Source organism: Motiliproteus sp. MSK22-1, from assembly GCF_001968815.1.
Lineage (GTDB): Bacteria > Pseudomonadota > Gammaproteobacteria > Pseudomonadales > Balneatricaceae > Motiliproteus.
Window position 1 is genome coordinate 1 of record NZ_MIEQ01000035.1, and the last position, 17,200, is coordinate 17,200.

A 17,200-nucleotide genomic window follows, 5' to 3' on the forward strand; every position below is an offset into this window, starting at 1 on the left:
CCTGGAACGATCAGCCCTCCTGATCAAAAGCTGTTGTTGGGTTACGTTGCGCTAACCCAACTTACCCTTGGCTTTAGCTGAGTCCTAGTTTACAGAAAACCGACTACCCTAGAATAACAAACCCACCCAATCAAGGTGGGTTCCTCAATCGCTTACACTTGGTCAAACCCTACGTCCATGACATCCTGGTTAGATTTAAAGATGCCCCTAAGAGGGAGTTAGTCAAACAGGTAAAGAGCTTACCTACTCAGCTACCAGAGTTTGATTTCAGTGACTTACGTTTTATCCCTGACACATACGTGAGGCTAAGGAAAGGACCTTCAAGAAAGACCGAGATTCTCTCTGAGTTTGACCAAGGGCAAGTTGTTACCGTCATTTCCAAGAAAAGGAACTGGATAGAAGTCAGGTATTGGGATGTACTAAGCAAAGACTACTTGCAAGGCTGGGTCTTTACTAAGCACACCGCTTACTTCAATCACCGCAGACCGCGATGAGCCGTTAATAGCCTAAAGGTGTGTGATCCCTATAATACGATGGACACTGGCTAGAAATCGGAGCAAGAGGGTATAGTAACTGCCTTAAGTTCCGGTACATTTCTTTGGTACATGTGGTATTCTTGTATCCCCCAAAGGCCCTGGTCATCAGGCTTTGGAGTGTGTTGGCCCTAGGCTGGCGGAGCCGCCTCCAATTGCTTATATCCATAATATTCTCTGTAAATCAGCATGGTTTGCCTTTCTGCAGTCGCGTAGGGAACAAGTGGCTGGGCTGTGTATCGACGAAGTCTTGAGCAAATTAGCGACTGGCCGTTTATGTGGCGAAATTTTGTTACTTCAACCGCTTACTGACTATCTTCTATTAGCATTACTCTCCAATATTTTTTGATAATGTTTCAATTATTCTGCTGTTTAAGCTGTGGTAATCAGGAGCTACTATTTCTCCAACAATGAACGGGCCGGGAGATAGCGTGAAAGCCATCGGCGATACCAAGTCTTTATCTATCAGATAATCTGCAGTCTTAGCGGATATTGAGCTGCCTGCTTAATGTTATTTCCGTTAAGAAGGGTTCTCTGGAAAACCTAAATCCAGTCGACGTGCTAGTTTCCACAGAAAGCGGGCTACACCGAGTATGCCTGGTTGCTAGTTGCTCTCAAAGTGCTGAAGGCTTCGTGGGCGTTTTTTGGCTATCGGGTCAATCAACAGCCGTTGTCCGGACTACACCACCACAATGGGCCGAATTATGTCGAAAACTATCACTATTGGCGTTACTGATCTGTCTTTTCACCGCGTTACGGCCTCTTTGGTTGTTCATACCCTAAAGAGTATGGGTTTTGAGGTAAATAGAATTTACTCGCCACACCAGGATAACTTTAAAAAGCTGAAAACGGCTGAAGTTGATCTATTGAGCTCTGCCTGGTTGCCGTCCAGTCACGGGGTGTACAAGAGCGATGTTGAAGAATCAGTACCTCTTATTGAGTTGGGTTTGCACTATGAGCCCTATGCGCTGTGGGGGGTGCCCGCTTATGTACCTGTTGAGATGGTCGCTGGGGTAGCCGATTTACTAAAGCCGGATGTTTTAGCGAAAATGAAACCTGATATCCAAGGCATAAATCCTGGCGCGGGAATTACTCGTTTCTCGATTGAAATGATGGATAGATATCAGCTGAGTAAGGCCGGTTACAGGTTCCATACCGGTACGGAAGAGGATTGCTTCAACGCCTTTGAAAGAGCTGTTGCCAGTCAGGAATGGATTGTCGTTCCTCTGTGGAAGCCGCAGTTTCTGCACTACAAATATGATATTCGCGAAATAAAAGAACCAAAAGGGCTGTTGGGTACTGTTGATAGAGCCGTTTTGTTGCTTAGAGAGGATAAAAAAACACTGTTTAGCCAAGCGCAGCTGAATATTTTGGATGCTTTACGCTTTTCGAATGACATTATTGCTGAGCTTGATTATCAAGTGTCTCGAGAAAACCGCCCCCTGGATGAGGTCACTTTTCAGTGGTTGCAATCACAGGGTTCAAAAGAAAGCTGATTTCAGTTTTGGGACGCCTGATAGGGAGCTGAAGATGAAAGTAAGGTTCGATCATCTGGCTTTGAGTGCTAAAAATCCTGAAGGGATGAAGAACTTTCTTTGTGATCTGCTCGGGCTCGAAGTTGGTTTTAGACCCAGCTTTCCTTTTGATGGGTATTTTCTATGTGCTGATGGTAAAGAGGTTATTCATATTTTTGAGTATCCGGTAACTACTATTGATCAAAGCCGTTTGGAAAAGACAGGTAGGCCAGAGCAAGGCATTGTTCACCATGTCAGTTTTTATAGTGATGATTACGGTGAGGTTATGAAGAGACTCGCTAAATTAAAGCTGAATTATTCTGTCAGCACTGTACCTGATTCATCGGTCAGGCAGGTTTTCGTTCGTGCGCCGGAAGGCCTGATCATAGAAATACAGGTGATGCAAAAAAGTTAATTCCAATAGCGGAGCGGCGATATAACAAGTTATATCGTTGCCTTCACTACCATCAAACGATAAGAACAAGAGGTCAGTATTATGTCGATCTATAAGCCGGTTATCACCCCGGAATCTCGATTAACTTCCTTGGGTTTTGAGCTTCCGGATGCTCCTGATGCTGTTTCAAACTACGCCCCGCTGGTCCAGTCAGGAAGTATTGTTTATACCTCCGGACAACTTCCGTGGATTGATGGTGAGCTAAAGTACGGAGGTCAGTTAGGGCAGGGAGGGGAGCGCAGTGACGAGGATGGTTATCAGGCTTGTCGCTTATCTGCGTTAAATGCCGTCGCTCAATTGAAAAAACACCTTGGTGAGCTTAGCCGCGTAAAGCAAATTGTCCGGGTAGAAGGGGTGTTGAACGTTAAGTGTGATTCTCGCTGGACGGGTCAGCCTAAAGCTTTGGATGGCGCTTCAGATTTGATCAATGCGGTTTTTGGTGAACAAGGACGTCACTCACGTATGGTGAATAGCAACTCTGCTATGCCACTCGATTGCACTTCACTTATCTATATATATGCTGAAGTCGAATGACAACTGCTGAGAAACATTGACACAGGTGTCATTCTTCCGGTGTTTTCCAAGATAGTTATTAACTCTGAGTTTATTTGTTATGGCTGCGATATATCCCCGGGGATATCCCGGTGATATATCCGGTTGCTCAGTTCAAAAGATAGGTTCTCTCAGGTTGAGTACTGTTTAGAAAGCCTTATTCTGAAGGTCTTATACAGAGAACCTTAATACTCCCGTCTTTACTGATCGGTAAGGTGATGGATGTTTGCTATAGCTCCATCAAGGAACACATCAACTCGCATATCAACAATGGCTTCGATGTTTTTTGGAATTGGAAGTCGGTAAATATACTTGCGTACCCCTAAATAGAAGAAGCTGGAGTGAAATCCCCATATAAGTTCAGTGGCCAGGTTTTTTTTGTCCGGGTGCTGTGAGAGCTTCAGTCCATTCTCCGTAGCAATTTCTTCAATCAGGACACTAAAAATCTTTTCGTGAAGAATGGCAATGTATTTCTGGCTGATTATGGGATCATCAAAAGCTGACACTAGAAAGACCCTGATCCATTCTTCATCTAATATGGATTTTGTATAATCAGTCAAGTATCTCTTTAGTCTTTCTCTGAGTGGAATCTCACGATTACGTATTAAGACCTCCCAGTCCGGATTCCATCGTCGCAGGAATACTTCATCGAATATTCTATCAATAAGTTTCTGTTTGTTTTTGAAATATCGGTAAAGCAAAGGTTGAGTCATTCCTATGCTTTCTGCAAGCTCTCGGGTTGTAAACTTGAACCCCTTCTTTGAGACAAACATTATAGCCGTATCAACAATCAGCTTTTCTCTTTCATCAGCGCTTAGGTATTTCTTTTCTTTATCAGCTGGCTTTGAATTTGTCATGGGGTATTAATTCTTTCTGATTTTCAGTGAGACGAGGTTATTTCTTCTGGTAGAAATGGGTTGAGTATCTATTCCATTCAGGCAATAGGAAGCCTCCACACTGTATATCTAAAGAGGTTGTGGGACAAGTTGTGTTGAGGTTATTGCAGGTCTGAACAATTTTCTATTGGGTTAGAAACCACTCTTAAGAATCAATATTTTCAACGCTACTATGTTGCTTTGCGCAGTTCCGCTTTTGAATAATTCTTTAGAATATTTTGAAAATATTTTCTGAATAAATAATTATTGATTGTTTGTATATGTTTGATATACAAGATTTATTTTAGAGTTTTCGGTTGGGGATCAAGAGAGGGTTGTTCGCTCAATGCCCTATCAATGCTAGCGAACAAAATTAGTCCAAGCTTTTTTCTTCTATTTTTTTGATGAATTATTTTCATCTTTTAGGCGGTAAATTATCTATTGATAAATTTATCGTTTGATAAATTCTGGTGATGAGATTATCATCAATTCACATCGGAGTTAGTTGGAGATCCCGATGGATTCTTCTAGTCCGTATGTCTATTTTGATAAGGAGAAGAGCGTTGACTGATTCAAATTTGTCAGATGGTTTTTGTTTGTCATGTCCGACTTTGGAAGCCTATGCCGGGATAGCTGCTGAACAGTATCTTAATGACTTCGGCTGTACCGGAGAGAATGAGAGACCTACTCTGAAAATCAGTAATCCACCCAATGGGGTTAAGAGCTTTGCCGTGACATTTTATGATGAGGATGCACCCACAGGCAGCGGATTCTGGCACTGGGTTGTCTATAACTTGCCTGCTGATACCGTTTTATTGCCATCAGGTGACTTACCTGAGGGGGCCTTGGAGGCAAACTCTGATTTCGGTGTTCCAGGTTATTTTGGGCCTTGTCCGCCGGTGGGGCGCGAGCATAGGTATACATTTACTGTGCATGCTCTGGATGTAGAGCAGCTTGATATTCCTGATGTTCATACCGGGGCGCTAGCGGGATTCTTTATATATCAACATACCATTGATAAAGCGTCTTTTACTGTAAAGGCTGGTCCCAGATCTGGTTAACAGTCGATTTTTCTCCAGCCGTATTTAATCTGAAAAGGACGCTTGCTGTAAGTTATGTCCTTTTTATAGCTATCAGGATGATTGAATACTCTGACTCTGCCGGTACCTGTTGGCTGAGGGGGTTCATCCTGAATACTTTGGTTACCTTGGGGTTCTGGGTTTAATTAAAAATATAGGATTTTATTCAGTAGTCTAGGTGTTCATCAATTAACAGGGATTGTTTCTGACTGATGTGTAGGGTGCTTATTTTTATAAGTAACGGATAGTTAAAATGAATAATAATATTCCTACTGAAGTTTATTTGGATTTTCTGGGAAAAACGATTGATATTCATTGGAATTATCATGCGATTCTAATGTTTTCCGTGTGGTTCATATTGGTTCCCATTTGTATTATATCGTTACGCTATTTCAAACCTAAACCGACACTGAACGGGATTAGCGCTCAGTCAAAATTCTCTCCCAAATGGCGATGGTTTAGCATTCATGTATATGGGTTATATCTGGCAGCGGCGCTCTCTCTGGCAGGTACGGCAGTTGCGATGCTGGTGAGTGGCGGTATTAGCGGTTCAGTTCACTCTGTGTTTGGCCTGATGACTGTCGGGTTGGGATGCCTCCAAATAGTATCGTCCTGGTTCAGAGGCACTCATGGAGGAATGTATGATGGTCGAGCTGATTCAAATGACCCATCAACGTGGCGAGGTGACCATTTTGATATGACCTTGCGTCGGCGAGTCTTCGAGGCATATCACAAGAATGCGGGTTATTTTACGATTTTTTGTGCTGTCGCTGCGGTCGCTACAGGGTTAATGAATTACTGGATGCCAGGTATTGCGATTGCGTTGGTGGGTGTATTTATTAGCTTGTTTTTATTGTCTTTTTTCTTTGATCTACGAAACCGCCAGCAAGATACCTATAGGTCATGTTTTGGCTATAACGCTAAGCATGACTACAACAAGACCCGGAAAAACTGGTAATCAATCCGAGGGGCGTGGGGGTTTCTCTTTCTGTTCTTTTCGCCTATAGGGAGAATATCAGCAAAAAATTATCAAATGATAAATTTATCGTTTGATAATTTTATTGAGGTGGATTAGAGTAGTACTAAAGCGATGATTGACAGTGTCATCATCAGTGAATCAGACGCAGAGCTGTTGAATATAGAAATCATTGAACCTGACAATGGGGGATGTATACATGGGTCACCCGATTCTTCCGAAGCCTGAATACGCTAAGAACATGAAGCTAATCGGTCACTCTGATCAGGGGGGGCGTCCAGATGGTGTACAGTTGATGGTTAATAAGGGTTTTGCCTTCACCGGTCACATGTTCTCGAAAGGGTTCAGTATTATTGATGTGAGGGATCCAAGAAATCCCAAGCCGGTTAAATACGTGTCAGCACCTCCAAATACCTGGAATATTCACCTTCAAACCCATGGTGATCTGCTTCTGGTGATCAATGCGAAAGATATGTTTGCCGCCGCTGAATTTCAGGATGAATCTGAATATTACAAAGGTGCGCTCGGAAAGAAGGTTGGTACCGCTGACTTGTCCCGTAAGCGTGACTGGACAGCGGGTATGACGGTTTACGATATTTCCAACCCTGCCAATCCACGACAAATTTCTTTCATGCCGGTCGAGGGAGGGGGAATTCACCGTCTCTGGTATACCGGTGGTCGCTGGGCCTATGCATCGGTCCTGCTGGATGGGTTTATCGATTATATCTTCATTACTATTGATATGGCCGATCCAACCAATCCTAAAGAGGCGGGACGGTATTGGCTACCCGGCATGAATGCTGCTGCCGGTGAGTATCCGAAGGAAGGGGAGGCACGAGCAGGGTTGCATCATGCCATTGTTCATGGCGATACTGCTTATGGTGCCTGGCGTGACGCTGGCTTGGTTATGATTGATGTGACTGATCGCTCAGATCCTACACTGATCACTCATAAAAACTGGTCACCACCATTTGGGGGTGGAACTCATAACTGCCTGCCTTTGCCTGGTCGGGAATTGCTGATTGTTCTGGATGAGGCGGTGCTGGATAACTGTGCAGACGGTATCAAGCATGTCTGGGTGTTCGATATCCGTGAGCCTTTAAACCCTATCAGTATTTCTACTTTCCCGGTTCCCTCTGAGGCTGATTATTGTAGTAAAGGTGCCCATTTTGGTCCTCATAATGTTTATGAAAACCGTCCGGATGGGCTGGTCAGCGACCAGATTATTTTCTCGACCTACCAAAATGCCGGCATCCGGGTGACTGATATTTCAGATGCCTACCGGCCAGAAGAGATCGCTGCATTTGTGCCTCCAGCTCCAAGTCGCTTGGTTGACCATCGTCCAAACAGACCAAAGGTTATTCAATCCTGTGACGTGTGGGTATCAAAGGAAGGTCTTGTTTACAGCAATGACTATAACGGTGGTCTGTTTATTCTCGAATACACCTGATAGTCGCTAAGGCAACGCTGTTTTTTTAGTAAATATATAGACCTGGTGATTGATGAGTAAGACCTATTTTAATATTTTTTAAAATAATAATTTGTTATTTAAAATTTTAACTAATTTAAAATAACAATAACTGTCTTGGATAGATTTATTAAAGCTTATTAATTCTTTAAAGATAAGAAGTAATAGGAATAAATGTTGGTATATCTAGAAGGATAATAAAAATGAAACGTCGTACTTTTTTTAAAGCAGGCGCTGCAGCAACAGCAGCTTTGGCTTCAACTTCCTTGTTGGCAAATACGCCACGAAAATTACGTCTGGCCAGTTCATGGCCAAAAAATTTTCCAGGTATTGGAACCGGTGTAGAAAGGATTGCAGAAAGAATTAAGGTTCTCAGCAACGGGACGATTAATGTTCAGGTTTATGCTGCCGGAGAGTTAGTTCCATCTCTGGAAGTTATGGATGCCGTGTCGGCGGGCAGCGCCCATATGGGACATACCTCTTCTTACTATGCTATCGGCAAGAATCCTGCGTTCAATTTCTTCGCAACTATTCCTTTCGGTATGACTGCGAACGAGCACTATGCCTGGATTCGCTATGGAGGAGGGCAGCAGCTATGGGATGAGTTGGGAGCTGAGTTTGGGGTCAAGCCCCTACTGGCAGGCAATACCGGCCCGCAGATGGGGGGATGGTTTGTGAAGAAAATAGATGATGCTGAGGATCTCCAGGGACTTCGCTTACGCTACCCCGGTCTTGGGGGGGAGTTGTTACGTCATCTAGGCGCCACGCCGGTTAATATCCCCGGTGGGGAGCTATTTACCGCTTTACAATCCGGGACGGTTGATGGTGTGGAGTGGATATCTCCCTGGAATGATCTTGCGTTTGGTCTCCAGCGGGTTTGCAAGCACTATTATTATCCTGGTTTCCACGAACCTGGTCATGGATTTGCTCTGTATATTAATCTGGAATTATGGAATTCCTTTTCTAAAGAAGAGCAAGCGATTATTGCAGCGGCGGCCGAGGTTGAAAACTCTGCGATGCTTGGTGAATACAATGCTCATAATCAGTCATCTCTGGAGCAATTGATTAAGGAGCATGAGGTTCAAACACACAAGTGGCCTGAAGATATTCTGTCGCGTTTAGCAGCTATCGTTGATGATGTTATTGCCGACGATGCAGCGCGAGATCCGTTTGCGAAGAAGGTATATGAAAGCTGGAAAAGCTTCCTGGACAGTCAGAAACAATGGGCAGAAACAGCAGATATCCCCTACCTGGCAATTCGGAAATAATATCAATCTGAAAGAACCAGTGAATGGGTTCATCAGGTTCTCAGCAAGTCTTTTGGGGCTTTCAAAGCATCGGCAGAGGGCATTATATTTCGACTGGCCATCAGCTTGCCAGTAATCGTTACCTCTGTTTCCAATTGCTCTGAAGGTCCCGGAGTCTCCAAGGTGTGGTTTTGTTACGACCATATTCCTCAGCGTGTTGAACTCTGATTTGAAACTAGATTTACTGAGTCAGCTTGAATAAGATTAGTTTTTTCAATATTGACTATTTAATAAATTAGGCCCGGAGAGTGCTGCAGTGATGGAAATAATCTGTCTTTACTGCATGAATAAAATAACTTCAGGTGATGCGAAAATAACGTGGTTAAGAAATAACTCAAATTATTACTCTGACCAATCAGGTAAAATAAAATGAACTCACCAATGCCTCTTATACTCCGTATATGCAGTTATATTGACTGGATTAATGTTTCTATCGGAAATTCGGTTGCGTGGCTTACCATTGGCATGGTGGTTATCCAGTTTATGGTCGTGCTACTGCGTTATGTTTTTGGATTTGGATCTGTTTTTCTTCAGGAAAGTATTATCTATCTGCATGCTAGCGTTTTTCTATGTGGGGTTGGATATACCTTATCAAAAGATGCTCATGTTCGGGTAGATGCTTTTTATCACAGATTTAGACAGCGAACAAAGGATCAAATAAACATGCTTGGTAGCCTGATTTTTATCGGTTCGTTTGTTGGAGTGTTGAGTGTTTATAGCTGGCCCTATGTCTGGGCATCTTGGGAGGTGCTTGAGGGATCCCGAGAGACAACTGGAATACCTGCCGTATTTTTACTGAAAACATTGATGCTGTTCTATATCACACTCCTGGCGTTACAGGGTTTATCTCTTTTTCTTAAGTCGTTTCACAGGCTATATCTGGAGCCCCGGTCATGAGCCAGGAAGTCGTTCTGTTAATTTTATTGTTTACTGCACTTGCGTTCAGTTTAATGCTTGGATTTCCCGTCGCTTTTACATTAGCGGGGTCTTCACTCATTGTTGCCTTGGTGGCTGAGTATTCCGGGTATTTCGATATTTCACTGCTGACGGCTTTACCGCAACGGGTCTTCAGCATCATGATCAATGAAATTTTATTGTCAATTCCACTGTTTGTCTTTATGGGGATCATGTTGGAGCGGGCAAAAATTGCTGAAGATCTGCTGGATACCATGGGCCGGCTGTTAAGGCATTTACCGGGTGGGCTGGCTGTTGCTGTAACCGTTGTAGGGGCGCTTTTAGCTGCTTCAACGGGCATTGTGGGAGCGACAGTCGCAACGATGGGACTGCTCTCTCTTCCAGTGATGCTGCGTTGGGGCTATGACCCAAAATTAGCCGCTGGCAGTATATGTGCATCGGGTACGCTGGGTCAGATCATTCCACCATCAATTGTTCTGGTATTGCTGGGCGATGTTATTTCATCTGCATACCAGCGTGCTCAAATGGATCAGGGGATTTTTGCGCCTGATACGGTGTCCGTTGGAGATCTGTTTGCCGGGGCCCTGCTGCCGGGCATATTGTTAGTGGCTCTCTATATTGTCTACCAGATTATATTTGCTATTCGTAATCCTCATCTTGCCCCTTCAAAAGCCTCCGCTGAAGGTTCTGATCTTTCGGATGTGCCAACGATTGTTGAAACGCTTCAGGCGCTGGTTCCTCCTTTGGGGTTAGTGATTGCAGTGCTGGGGTCAATCCTGGCAGGTTTGGCAACACCGACGGAAGCAGCAGCTGTTGGGGCAACAGGAGCCTGTTTTTTAGCCGCAATCAAGCAAAACTCCTCTCTTCGACCCTGGCTGTACGCAAGCCTGATTTCATTGCTGGTTATATTTGTGCTTTCCGGGCAGGTGAATCTTTCTTTCGCACGAGAGGTAAGAAGCAGCGTTGAACTTTTCAGTATGATTCTGGCCGTAGCACTTACGTTATTTTTCCTGGCTGGTTTTTCTGTTTCTCTGATAACCATTTACCGAGGTAATACCTTGGTGAATGTTTGTCGATCAACGATGAATCTGGCTGCCATGATCTTTTCAATTCTTCTCGGAGCGACCCTGTTTTCCCTGATATTCAGGGGGCTGGGAGGAGATGAGCTGGTTCATGGTTGGTTGCATGATCTCCCTGGAGGCGTTTACGGCGCATTTCTGGTAGTCATGGTGATTATGTTTTTGATGGGATTCTTTCTGGATTTCATTGAAATTACCTTTGTTGTTGTTCCGGTGGTCGCACCCACGTTACTGATGCAGGGATTGGATCCAGTGTGGCTGGGTGTGATGATTGCCATGAACTTGCAGACATCTTTTTTAACACCTCCATTTGGTTTTGCTCTCTTTTATCTTCGAGGAGTTGCTCCACCAGAAATTACTACCGTAGGTATTTATAAGGGAGTAATACCTTTTATATTTGTTCAGCTAATTGCAATGATTGTTCTGACTCTGTTCCCCAGTATTGTTACTTGGTTGCCAGAGGTTATATATGGTTAGGGGAGGGAGTCATATAAAAATTAACAGGATAATAAAATAGTTTATTTGAATTGAGGTTGATTCTGGGAGATGTGAATGAATAACCTAAATCTGTTTGGTAAGCCGGATCCCTTGGTTTGGGGTCGAGGTTCACCTGTGCTTGAAGTTTTTCTGGAACCAACTTGTCCATTTTCGGCTAAAGCGTTTAAAAAAATTGATCCATTACTTTTACAGGCAAAAGAAGAATCATTGACCGTAAAGATATGGTTGCTCTCTCAACCCTGGCACCTTTTTTCAAGTATTGTGACGCGGTCCATTTTTGCTGCGTCGACCATAGAAACAGGTGCAGCAGGAAGAGATAATGCCAAGGCGGTGATGATGGCGGTATTTTCACATCGAGAGGAATTTGAATTTACCGATCATTGTAAAGGTCCAAATCTCAATAAAACCCCAGCGGAGGTGATCGAACTTATTTCCTGCTACAGTGGGATCGATGTGGGCAAGGCATTTCAGGAAAGCAGTCTTCATTCAGAGATGAAGCTGCATGCGAAGTATGCAAGGCAGAATGGAATTCATCTCACACCGACATTTATGGTGGACGGCATTATTTCGACAGAAATGAGCAGCGGGCAAGAAGTGGCTGAATGGATAGAGATACTGAGTTTACCATAGCCGTTTTAACAGGGATGGCCCCTGATTCAACCGCCATAAAATGGCTGTTTTCTTAATTTGCTGATAAATTCGGGAATTGGCTTATCCCTCGGATCGTGCAGATCTTCCATAGGACTGGGGTACAGATTGGCAAAAATCATAGTGTGCAGATTTGCTTTCTTCTGGTTTGGCACTGTGAATATGGATTAATCTGAATCTGTGCCCTGTGTCTGTTATCACATACTCTTGTTCTGTTGCGATAAAACCAATGCTTTGTTGTTAACGGGGTTTCTTTAAAAATTATGTGGGGTAGATTTTGTGGGATGGAGCCCAATATCAGATCTGAGTCACGCAGAGCATAATGAGTACTGAATGAGATTATATTCGTCCAATACCCGTGGAAGCATTTTCATGGTGCTTGCAATGTGGGCTTTTGCTATTGAGGACATGTTGATAAAAGCCGTCGCAAACACTGTTCCTACTGGGGTCGTGTTAGCCATTTTTGGATTGGGCGGTATGTTGATATTTATGCTGCTCACATGGAGAAGAAAAGAAGCAATCATTCATCCTGCAATCTTGTCGCGCCCCATATTGTTGCGTGCAGCCTGTGAAGTAACAGGGCGATTGTTTTTTATATTAGCGATTACCCTGACACCTTTATCAAGTGCTTCAACTATCTTGCAGGCAACTCCTCTGGTTGTTGTAGCAGGCGCGGCTTTGTTTTTTGGAGAGAAGGTCGGGTTTCGACGCTGGTGTGCGGTTCTCGTCGGTTTCGTGGGGGTACTCATTGTTATTCGCCCCGGGGCGGGAAGTTTTGAGCCGGCATCTCTGCTTGCGGTAATAGGGATGATTGGATTTGCAGGGCGGGACCTGGCTACCCGGGCGGCACCTTCTGTATTGTCCAATATGCAATTAGGTATTTACGGGTTTTTTATAATGATACCCACCGGACTGGCTATGCAAATGTATACGGGGTCGGTAGTGAGGATTGATTTGGTAGCAAGCGGCCTAATGACGGGGGCCATTGTCTTTGGTGTTATAGCCTACCAATGTTTAACTATTGCGATGCGCACCGGAGATGTTTCCGTTGTGGCTCCATTTCGTTATGTCCGACTGTTATTTGCAGTATTCATAGGTGCAGTCGTATTTGATGAACAGTTGGATATGGCGATGCTGCTAGGTGGGGTGATTATTGTGTTGAGTGGCTGTTATACCCTGGTACATAACCGCTGGAGTATTGCGTCAGAGCCTAAACGAGATTTTGTTTAGTGGTTGATAGTTTTGTTTAGTGGTTGATAGTAATGAGGGGTCATTAAATGGATGATGCTTACTCCAGCATGCTTTCTGACTTTTCTCTGGAAACGACGGCTCAAGGCGCTGAGCATTTTCAGATGCTGTCTGATGTTCCGGAAGGCACCCAGGTAAAAGTTGCGTTCTTAGGTAATGAAACCTTTGACCAGCGACTGTCAGCTATCGAAGTGCTTTGTGCCAGCCGAGTTTGTCCTATGCCCATTATTTCCGCCCGCAGGCTGGAGTCAGCCTGGGTACTTGACTCTTATCTAACGCAAGCGAAGCAGGTCGGCCAGATCGAGAGTATTTTTCTGGTTGGTGGAGATCCATCAACTCCTCAGGGGGTATTTGCCGACTCGTTGGACGTGATAAACAGTAATATTTTAGACAGGTTTGATATAAAGACTGTCGGAATTGCTGGTTATCCAGAGGGGCATCCTCGAATTCATACTGAGGTTTTGTGGGCCTGTCTAAAGCGTAAAGTTGATGAGCTTAGTTCCAGGGGATTCTCTGTAGAGATTACGACGCAGCTGTCTTTTGACGCTGAACGGGTTATCTTTTGGGTTGAGCAGATCAGGAGTGAGGGGATTCATGTGCCAATCCGTATTGGTATTCCAAGTCCGTCCACAGTAAAGGGACTGCTTAAGTTTGCCGGTCAGTGTCGCGTGGGTACATCCCTGCGACTTTTACGTCAGTATGGCTGGCAGGTCACTTCGTTATTGGGGAATGTTGGTCCAGCAGATTTTCTCGAGGCGTTTCGGGAAGGTGTTCAGGATCGTGATCTGGGTGATGTGCGCCTGCATGTTTTTCCTATGGGGGATCTGTCCACAGTGATGCTCTGGATGAAGGGCGTTGCAACTCAACCTTGTGAGTAACCAGGGGCTTTTCTACTTCGGCTGATTATGCTTGCTGTAACAACATCTTAAGTGAATTAAGTAACTGCTTGTTTTCCACTCCAGCGACACTTATCTGCACAGAGGCGTGAGGATTGGGGGAGCTGTTTTCAGTAATCTGCACATTAAGTTGCAAGGGGCCGTTTTTAAGAGAGAAGCGATCACTGGTTTCTGATACCTCGGTGTTGCCATTGGCATGGCAAAGTCGAGCTAGCTGGATTCCCAGGTCGCGGTTATTAAGAACTTTCAGGGTCTGACGTTCGCGGGTCAGCGCCTCATGTCCCAGGTCACTGATTAGATCAAACAGCAACTCGCAGCTTTTGCTTGAATTTTCAAGCTCTTCGGTGCTTGCTTCCCAGCTGTGTTGTGGTGGGTAAGTGACTCTGACCCCAGTAGCAACACCGGTGGTTGGTGCCATTACGACCTCAATAAACAGTGTCAGCGTATAGTGCAGCCCTGACTTGTCTTTAAAAGGTACCTGTAAGGTTCGGCTGCAAATTCCCGAAGGGTTAAATACGATATCGGCGTATTTAGGTCGGATTACCTTATCCAGTTTCTGAAAAACCTCTTCTGGGGTCATAACGATACCTTTACGTTTTTGATGCAGTATTGGGCTGTTTGCAAAATCTAAAGGGGCCATAAGTGAGACTGTCCTGACAACGCTTTGATGGGCTTGCTTAAGTCACTTTAACTGTATGGCTAATAGAGAGTTTAGGCCATAGATTCAGATCAAGAGAAATTGATTGAATACTGTTCTTGCAATAGCTGAATCAATAGCTGAGTCAATAGTTGAATTGATCACTGAAATTAGCTGATAGGCTTCCATATGCTGGCTATCCAAGGCGCTTATCGCTAGCATAGGGCTTTATCTTCAACAATGAATAAACAACCTTTTTCAGCGATGGCTATTACTGCATGAGTTATCAGGTACTCGCCCGAAAGTGGCGGCCTTCAACTTTCGATCAGATGGTGGGGCAAGATCATGTGCTTAAGGCGCTGGTTAACGCACTGAACGGAGGGCGTCTTCATCATGCCTATTTGTTTACTGGCACTCGCGGGGTGGGAAAGACATCCATTGCGCGGCTCTTTGCCAAATCGCTGAACTGTGAGAATGGTGTCAGTGCTTCTCCTTGTGGTGAGTGTTCTCCATGCAGGGAAATCAAAGAAGGGCGATTTGTTGACCTTATCGAGGTTGATGCGGCATCCAGAACCAAGGTAGAGGATACTCGGGAACTGCTGGAGAATGTTCAGTATGCACCGACTCAAGGGCGTTTTAAGGTCTATCTGATAGACGAAGTTCACATGCTTTCGACTCACAGTTTTAACGCATTGTTAAAAACCCTGGAAGAGCCTCCTCCCCATATCAAGTTTTTGCTTGCTACCACTGATCCTCAAAAATTGCCGGTTACCATCTTATCTCGTTGCCTGCAGTTTAATTTGAAGAACATGTCTCCAGAGCGAGTCGTTGATCATCTGAAACATATATTGAACGCAGAGCAAATAGACTTTGAAGATCCCGCTTTATGGCTTCTGAGCCGGGCTGCTAATGGCAGTATGCGTGATGCTTTAAGTCTGACAGATCAGGCCATATCTTTTGGCAGCGGACAGCTGCTGGAAGAGGATGTTCGGGCCATGCTTGGCAGTGTTGATCAGCAGCAGGTACTTAAACTGCTAGCTGTGTTAGCTGAAGGGTCAGCGGCTAAGGTGATGGATGCGGTGGCCAGCATGGCGGAATTTGGTGCTGATTTTTCTGATGTACTGGCTGAGCTGCTGGGGCTTTTGCATCGGGTCGCTTTGGCTCAGATACTTCCCGATAGTATAGATAATAGCCTCGGAGACCAGGAGGCGGTGCTCTCTCTGGCTCGTTCAATTCGGGCTGAAGATGTTCAGCTGTTCTATCAGATTGCACTTTGTGGACGCAAGGACTTACCATTGGTTCCTGTACCTCGAGACGGGTTTGAAATGACGCTGCTACGTATGTTGGCATTTCGACCCGTTTCTTCCGGGGAAGTCGCCTTACCCAAGCCGGGCAGTCCCGATACGGCTGATGGTCCTCCAGATATCAATAACTTGGACAGGATGTCGTCCCCATCGTCTTCAGCAGATCACTCAGAGGGGGCTTTTTTTGATTCCAATAGTGTTGATACTTCTGCCATAGCTGTGGGCACAGGACAGAACTCAACTCAAAACTCCGCTGAGCTGACTCCAGAACCGGATCGTCAACAAAAGCCATCAAGGCCACTACAGGAAGCCGTTCCGGGGAGTCTTGAGGCGTCTGTTACGATACCTCAGGTTTCTGCGTTACAGGAGTCTGCGACGGTAGGTCGTTCAGATAACAGTGCTCCCGTTATCGAAGACACCGGCTCTCAATATGAAGACAAAGCTTTGGCTTCAACAACAGAGTTTGTTCCCAATGATCCTGTTGCAGTAGCGCCTGATTCAGGAGCTTCGCATTCTGAGGGTATTCCTGACCTGGACGAAGCTCCTCCCTGGGGCGATTCTGCAGTCAGCTCAGTTTCCTTAGATAACCCTCAAGCGGTTATTAGCCCACAGCAAACCGCAAATCAAGAACACCCGACTGGCCTGCAACCAACAACAGTCAGTCCTCCTGTAAAAAAGATTGATACCCCTGAGGGAAGTATTGTCGGCACTTCAGGGGAACAGGAGCAAGAAGAACTCAATATCAGCTTGTCTGAGCTTAATGGGGAAAACTGGATCAGATTACTGGCTGTTATCGGTTTGTCAGGAATGACGTATAATATTGCTGCAAATGCCGCAGTAGACGGAGTTGAAGCTTTAGCTGCCGGAGATCCTGTCGATAACGATGGGATTGTTCGTTTTTTACTACCCGGCCGTCAGATGCATCTCTATAACGATACGCATCAACAAAGAATAGAGGCTTCACTTTCCAGCTACTTTAATGGCAATGTCCGGGTGGTCTTTAATGAAGGTGATAGCGCCTCTGAGACACCTGCTCAGCATAAAGAGCGTCGGCGTAAAGAACGCTTGGCAGGTGCTATAGCAGCAATTCAGGAAGATCCTAACGTTCAGGCGATGATAGAACGGTTTGGGGCAGTCGTTGATGTGAATTCGGTAGAGCCGATTAATCCATGATCCTATACAGGTTCTATATTTGTTTAATAAAGAGGTAAAAGAAG

Annotated in this window: 16 protein-coding genes; 14 read left to right on the forward strand and 2 right to left on the reverse strand. The window is 44.9% G+C overall.

Annotated elements, in window-relative coordinates; translation table 11 throughout:
- The first annotated feature begins 299 nt into the window (after nt 1-299).
- The 4 genes from BGP75_RS27725 (at nt 300) to BGP75_RS09360 (ending at nt 3,035) form a co-directional block, all read left to right on the forward strand.
- Entirely contained in the window at nt 300-494 is a 195-nt protein-coding gene (locus BGP75_RS27725) for an SH3 domain-containing protein (protein ID WP_158070083.1), read from the forward strand.
- 743 nt (nt 495-1,237) lie between these two features.
- Complete coding sequence (locus tag BGP75_RS09350) at nt 1,238-2,029, forward strand: glycine betaine ABC transporter substrate-binding protein (protein WP_076718052.1); 792 nt, start codon at nt 1,238-1,240, stop codon at nt 2,027-2,029.
- Nucleotides 2,030-2,063: 34 nt separating this feature from the next.
- Complete coding sequence (locus BGP75_RS09355) at nt 2,064-2,462, forward strand: VOC family protein (protein WP_076718054.1); 399 nt, start codon at nt 2,064-2,066, stop codon at nt 2,460-2,462.
- Nucleotides 2,463-2,543: 81 nt separating this feature from the next.
- The gene (locus tag BGP75_RS09360) at nt 2,544-3,035 is read left to right on the forward strand and encodes a RidA family protein (protein WP_076718056.1); all 492 of its coding nucleotides are present in this window, start codon (nt 2,544-2,546) and stop codon (nt 3,033-3,035) included.
- 218 nt (nt 3,036-3,253) lie between these two features.
- Here BGP75_RS09360 and BGP75_RS09365 read toward each other — a convergent pair whose 3' ends face one another.
- Nucleotides 3,254-3,910: a TetR/AcrR family transcriptional regulator gene (locus tag BGP75_RS09365; RefSeq protein WP_076718059.1), complete on the reverse strand. Its 657-nt coding sequence runs from the start codon at nt 3,908-3,910 to the stop codon at nt 3,254-3,256.
- Nucleotides 3,911-4,491: 581 nt separating this feature from the next.
- Between BGP75_RS09365 and BGP75_RS09370 the strand changes: the two genes are divergently transcribed.
- The 9 genes from BGP75_RS09370 (at nt 4,492) to BGP75_RS09410 (ending at nt 14,024) form a co-directional block, all read left to right on the forward strand.
- Nucleotides 4,492-4,989 (forward strand): YbhB/YbcL family Raf kinase inhibitor-like protein, encoded by a 498-nt coding sequence (locus BGP75_RS09370; protein WP_233152896.1) that lies wholly within the window; start codon nt 4,492-4,494, stop codon nt 4,987-4,989.
- 271 nt (nt 4,990-5,260) lie between these two features.
- Complete coding sequence (locus BGP75_RS09375) at nt 5,261-5,965, forward strand: cytochrome b561 domain-containing protein (protein WP_076718063.1); 705 nt, start codon at nt 5,261-5,263, stop codon at nt 5,963-5,965.
- 217 nt (nt 5,966-6,182) lie between these two features.
- Nucleotides 6,183-7,433, forward strand: coding sequence for an LVIVD repeat-containing protein (locus BGP75_RS09380; protein WP_076718066.1), 1,251 nt, complete (start codon nt 6,183-6,185; stop codon nt 7,431-7,433).
- Nucleotides 7,434-7,654: 221 nt separating this feature from the next.
- Entirely contained in the window at nt 7,655-8,719 is a 1,065-nt protein-coding gene (locus tag BGP75_RS09385; RefSeq protein ID WP_076718068.1) for a TRAP transporter substrate-binding protein, read from the forward strand.
- A 408-nt stretch (nt 8,720-9,127) separates the two neighbouring features.
- Nucleotides 9,128-9,655 carry a TRAP transporter small permease subunit gene (locus BGP75_RS09390; RefSeq protein WP_083704723.1) on the forward strand — a complete coding sequence of 176 codons (528 nt, stop codon included), beginning with the start codon at nt 9,128-9,130 and terminating at the stop codon, nt 9,653-9,655.
- Nucleotides 9,652-11,229 (forward strand): TRAP transporter large permease subunit, encoded by a 1,578-nt coding sequence (locus BGP75_RS27380; RefSeq protein ID WP_076718071.1) that lies wholly within the window; start codon nt 9,652-9,654, stop codon nt 11,227-11,229. The genes BGP75_RS09390 and BGP75_RS27380 overlap by 4 nt, the downstream gene beginning before the upstream one ends.
- 75 nt (nt 11,230-11,304) lie before the next feature.
- Complete coding sequence (locus BGP75_RS09400) at nt 11,305-11,880, forward strand: thioredoxin domain-containing protein (RefSeq protein ID WP_076718073.1); 576 nt, start codon at nt 11,305-11,307, stop codon at nt 11,878-11,880.
- Nucleotides 11,881-12,231: 351 nt separating this feature from the next.
- Complete coding sequence (locus BGP75_RS09405) at nt 12,232-13,128, forward strand: DMT family transporter (protein WP_198939323.1); 897 nt, start codon at nt 12,232-12,234, stop codon at nt 13,126-13,128.
- 47 nt (nt 13,129-13,175) lie between these two features.
- A complete protein-coding gene (locus BGP75_RS09410; RefSeq protein WP_076718078.1) occupies nt 13,176-14,024 on the forward strand; it encodes a methylenetetrahydrofolate reductase in 849 nt (282 codons plus the stop codon).
- 25 nt (nt 14,025-14,049) lie between these two features.
- On the opposite strand, the gene BGP75_RS09415 is transcribed toward BGP75_RS09410, so the two are convergent.
- The gene (locus BGP75_RS09415) at nt 14,050-14,682 is read right to left on the reverse strand and encodes a hypothetical protein (RefSeq protein ID WP_076718080.1); all 633 of its coding nucleotides are present in this window, start codon (nt 14,680-14,682) and stop codon (nt 14,050-14,052) included.
- Nucleotides 14,683-14,957: 275 nt separating this feature from the next.
- On the opposite strand from BGP75_RS09415, the gene dnaX reads away from it, so the two are divergent.
- Nucleotides 14,958-17,156: a DNA polymerase III subunit gamma/tau gene (gene dnaX / locus BGP75_RS09420; RefSeq protein WP_076718082.1), complete on the forward strand. Its 2,199-nt coding sequence runs from the start codon at nt 14,958-14,960 to the stop codon at nt 17,154-17,156.
- Nucleotides 17,157-17,200: the final 44 nt, after the last annotated feature.

Excerpts from the sequence above, each read along its gene's own strand:
- BGP75_RS09350 (WP_076718052.1), top strand. The coding sequence starts at position 1,238 with ATGTCGAAAACTATCACTATTGGCGTTACTGATCTGTCTTTTCACCGC.
- BGP75_RS09355 (WP_076718054.1), top strand. The coding sequence starts at position 2,064 with ATGAAAGTAAGGTTCGATCATCTGGCTTTGAGTGCTAAAAATCCTGAA.
- BGP75_RS09360 (WP_076718056.1), top strand. The coding sequence starts at position 2,544 with ATGTCGATCTATAAGCCGGTTATCACCCCGGAATCTCGATTAACTTCC.
- BGP75_RS09365 (WP_076718059.1), bottom strand. The coding sequence starts at position 3,910 with ATGACAAATTCAAAGCCAGCTGATAAAGAAAAGAAATACCTAAGCGCT.
- BGP75_RS09375 (WP_076718063.1), top strand. The coding sequence starts at position 5,261 with ATGAATAATAATATTCCTACTGAAGTTTATTTGGATTTTCTGGGAAAA.
- BGP75_RS09380 (WP_076718066.1), top strand. The coding sequence starts at position 6,183 with ATGGGTCACCCGATTCTTCCGAAGCCTGAATACGCTAAGAACATGAAG.
- BGP75_RS09385 (WP_076718068.1), top strand. The coding sequence starts at position 7,655 with ATGAAACGTCGTACTTTTTTTAAAGCAGGCGCTGCAGCAACAGCAGCT.
- BGP75_RS09390 (WP_083704723.1), top strand. The coding sequence starts at position 9,128 with ATGAACTCACCAATGCCTCTTATACTCCGTATATGCAGTTATATTGAC.
- BGP75_RS27380 (WP_076718071.1), top strand. The coding sequence starts at position 9,652 with ATGAGCCAGGAAGTCGTTCTGTTAATTTTATTGTTTACTGCACTTGCG.
- BGP75_RS09400 (WP_076718073.1), top strand. The coding sequence starts at position 11,305 with ATGAATAACCTAAATCTGTTTGGTAAGCCGGATCCCTTGGTTTGGGGT.
- BGP75_RS09405 (WP_198939323.1), top strand. The coding sequence starts at position 12,232 with ATGAGATTATATTCGTCCAATACCCGTGGAAGCATTTTCATGGTGCTT.
- BGP75_RS09410 (WP_076718078.1), top strand. The coding sequence starts at position 13,176 with ATGGATGATGCTTACTCCAGCATGCTTTCTGACTTTTCTCTGGAAACG.
- BGP75_RS09415 (WP_076718080.1), bottom strand. The coding sequence starts at position 14,682 with ATGGCCCCTTTAGATTTTGCAAACAGCCCAATACTGCATCAAAAACGT.
- dnaX (WP_076718082.1), top strand. The coding sequence starts at position 14,958 with ATGAGTTATCAGGTACTCGCCCGAAAGTGGCGGCCTTCAACTTTCGAT.